The sequence below is a fragment of the Rhodothermales bacterium genome, from assembly GCA_013002345.1.
Classification (GTDB): domain Bacteria; phylum Bacteroidota; class Rhodothermia; order Rhodothermales; family JABDKH01; genus JABDKH01.
The window spans coordinates 1-2,273 of the sequence record JABDKH010000274.1 but is presented as its reverse complement, the minus strand read 5'-3'; the positions used below and the strand labels follow the sequence as shown (position 1 = coordinate 2,273).

At 62.1% G+C, this 2,273-nt stretch carries 5 protein-coding genes; 1 reads left to right on the top strand and 4 read right to left on the bottom strand.

Going from position 1 to position 2,273, the window contains the following annotated elements; translation table 11 throughout:
* Positions 1-588 (top strand): cation transporter (locus tag HKN37_13175; protein ID NNE47599.1); only part of this gene is annotated, 588 nt, incomplete at its 5' end.
* A gap of 122 nt (positions 589-710) precedes the next feature.
* On the opposite strand, the gene HKN37_13170 is transcribed toward HKN37_13175, so the two are convergent.
* From HKN37_13170 to HKN37_13155, 4 genes are all read right to left on the bottom strand, one after another.
* Positions 711-1,265 (bottom strand): hypothetical protein, encoded by a 555-nt coding sequence (locus HKN37_13170; protein NNE47598.1) that lies wholly within the window; start codon positions 1,263-1,265, stop codon positions 711-713.
* The gene (locus tag HKN37_13165) at positions 1,262-1,726 is read right to left on the bottom strand and encodes a hypothetical protein (protein ID NNE47597.1); all 465 of its coding nucleotides are present in this window, start codon (positions 1,724-1,726) and stop codon (positions 1,262-1,264) included. Before HKN37_13165 ends, HKN37_13170 begins: the two co-directional genes overlap by 4 nt.
* A gap of 10 nt (positions 1,727-1,736) precedes the next feature.
* On the bottom strand, positions 1,737-1,952 hold the full coding sequence (locus HKN37_13160) for a hypothetical protein (GenBank protein ID NNE47596.1): 216 nt from the start codon (positions 1,950-1,952) through the stop codon (positions 1,737-1,739).
* Positions 1,949-2,273 (bottom strand): MerR family DNA-binding protein (locus HKN37_13155; GenBank protein NNE47595.1); only part of this gene is annotated, 325 nt, incomplete at its 5' end. The genes HKN37_13155 and HKN37_13160, both read right to left, overlap by 4 nt.

The following is a 2,273-nucleotide window of genomic DNA, read 5'->3' as shown; positions in this document are numbered from 1 at the left end:
GAAAGCGTTCACCGTCTGATCCGGCCGGTCGAGATTGCCTTCGACCAGGCCATCCTGGTTGCCGTCTTGGGCTTGATCGTTAATGGCGCTTGCGTGTTCATCCTGGGCCACCGGCACGAGCACCATGATGACGAGCACCCTGACGGGCACCACCACCATCATCACGATCACAATCTGCGATCCGCGTATCTTCATGTGCTCGCTGACGCGCTGACCTCGGTGCTGGCGATCGTCGCACTGTTGCTAGGTAAGTTCCTGGCCTGGAACTTCATGGACCCAGTGATGGGGATCGTCGGTGCGATCCTCGTATCACGGTGGGCTATCGGGCTGTCGAAGCAGAGCGGCAGGATCCTGCTCGATGCCCAGGCGCCCGAGCCTATCCTGATAGGGGTGCGCCGGGCCCTCGAATCAAATGACGGCACCAGGCTGACCGACGTTCACATCTGGTCAATCGGACCGGGCATCTACGCGGCGGCGTTGATGGTGAGTTCCCCAAGCCCACGGTCCCCCGAGGAGTACAAGAACCAGATTCCGCGGGAACTCGGGATTCGGCATATCACGCTGGAAGTCCAGGGTGAACCTGGTTGACCCGCAGAAGTACCGGGTGGCAAGAATTGGTTCAAGGATGAGAAAGCGACGATGAGTGGGTCAGGCTATGTGGGTTCGACTCCCACCTCCGGCACCACTTCTCTCCGGAGCCCTTGGGAGAGTCACGAGGCGTGTCGCGCTCGTTCCCAGGAATCGACACGGGCGATGTGTCCGGGGCAAATGTGCTCTCGCGTTGGCCGCCCCGTCACGGTCGTCCAGAGGTGGGGGATGGCTCGCATCTCACACCCCGGTGTCGCGAGAACTGCGGCAAGCAGAAACGAGATCCCCAAGTGCCCGAGCGTGTACACGTACCACACCAGAACTGCCCAACCGAGAGCTTCTGACCACCAGGCCCCGAGGAACAGGCGGCTCGCAATCACTCCTGCGCCGATACCCAGCATGACGACCAGCCGTGGCACGCTACGCCAGTTCCGTCCCCAACCGATGTTGACGACGTACGGCGTGACCATGAGGGCGATCGCTATCCCGATCCACGTCGTCCAGTACGGGATATCAGAGTCGAGGAAAACGAAATGATAGCGGACCGCGTTCCAGACGGCGGCCACCAGTAAGATGCCCCACCCCAGTCGCACCGCTCTTCCGACCGGGCCGGGCTTCGGGATTGTCCCGGGCTCGTCGAAGTGCGTCGACAGCGTGTCCGAGGGTGAATCAGTCATCGCACGCCCTGGCGACTCTCGAGAATATCGACGGGAGAGAAGACGATGCAGGCGAGGTGCGTGCGATTCCCGAAGATGAGCCCTGGCAGCGCCATGACTTCGCAGCCGGAGTCAGCCCGTAGGGCGTCGATCAACAGCGAGACACCGACGTACGTGATAGCGGCCGTCCCACCCTCGCCCTGGCCGAACAGCGGGCCGCCTCCCTGCCCGTAGAACCAGACGAGAAACACGGGCGTCACCGCCAGGATCGCTCCGATCCATCGGTTCAGGCCCGCCAGATAGCGGGAGACGACGAAGTGGACCAGCGTGTAGAACAATACCAGCGCAGCCATGATGCCCAGGCTGCGCAGGTTGTAGCTCCAGCCGGCCACGAACCAGACGGGTAGAGCCACGATCATCACGCAAACCCCGAAGATGAATCTCAGCACTCTCCCGCAGATTCCGGCCTTCGTTGGGCTCACGTGCTGCTCCTCAGGAGCATCCGGCTCCGGATTGAATGGGCGGGCACTTGACGGTCGCGTACGAGCAGAAGACGCAGCAGTCGCCGTGCTTCGGCTGCAAGCGTGTGCTGCAACTCTCGCAAACGTAAAAGTACCTGCACGCGTCGGTCGGCATGGTCTCTTCTTTCGAGTGCCCGCACTCCGGACAGCTGATCGTCGAGCGAAGTTCGATCGGCTTGGCGTTCATCGGTTCTCCGACTTGCTCAGTGACGCGAGAATCGGACACTCCGTGGTCGGCGTTCGTTCCTCACAGGCTTTGGTGAGATCCTTCAGGGCACGCCGCATCCGGCGCAGGGAGGCGATCTTTCCGTCGATATCGGCAATCTTTGCATCCGCGCTCTGCTTGACCTGGGCGCAGTTGCGTCGCGGCCTTACGCGCAGCTCCAACAGTTCGTTGATCTCCTTCAGCGTGAAGCCGAGGACCTTGGCGCGACGGATGAAGACGATGCGGGCAACGGTTTCGAGCGGATAGTCCCGATAGCCCGATGGGCGCCGCGGTGGCTCGGAA

What these genes read in the sequence shown, in the direction of transcription:
- HKN37_13170 (NNE47598.1), bottom strand. Translation starts at nt 1,265, where the DNA reads ATGACTGATTCACCCTCGGACACGCTGTCGACGCACTTCGACGAGCCC.
- HKN37_13160 (NNE47596.1), bottom strand. Translation starts at nt 1,952, where the DNA reads ATGAACGCCAAGCCGATCGAACTTCGCTCGACGATCAGCTGTCCGGAG.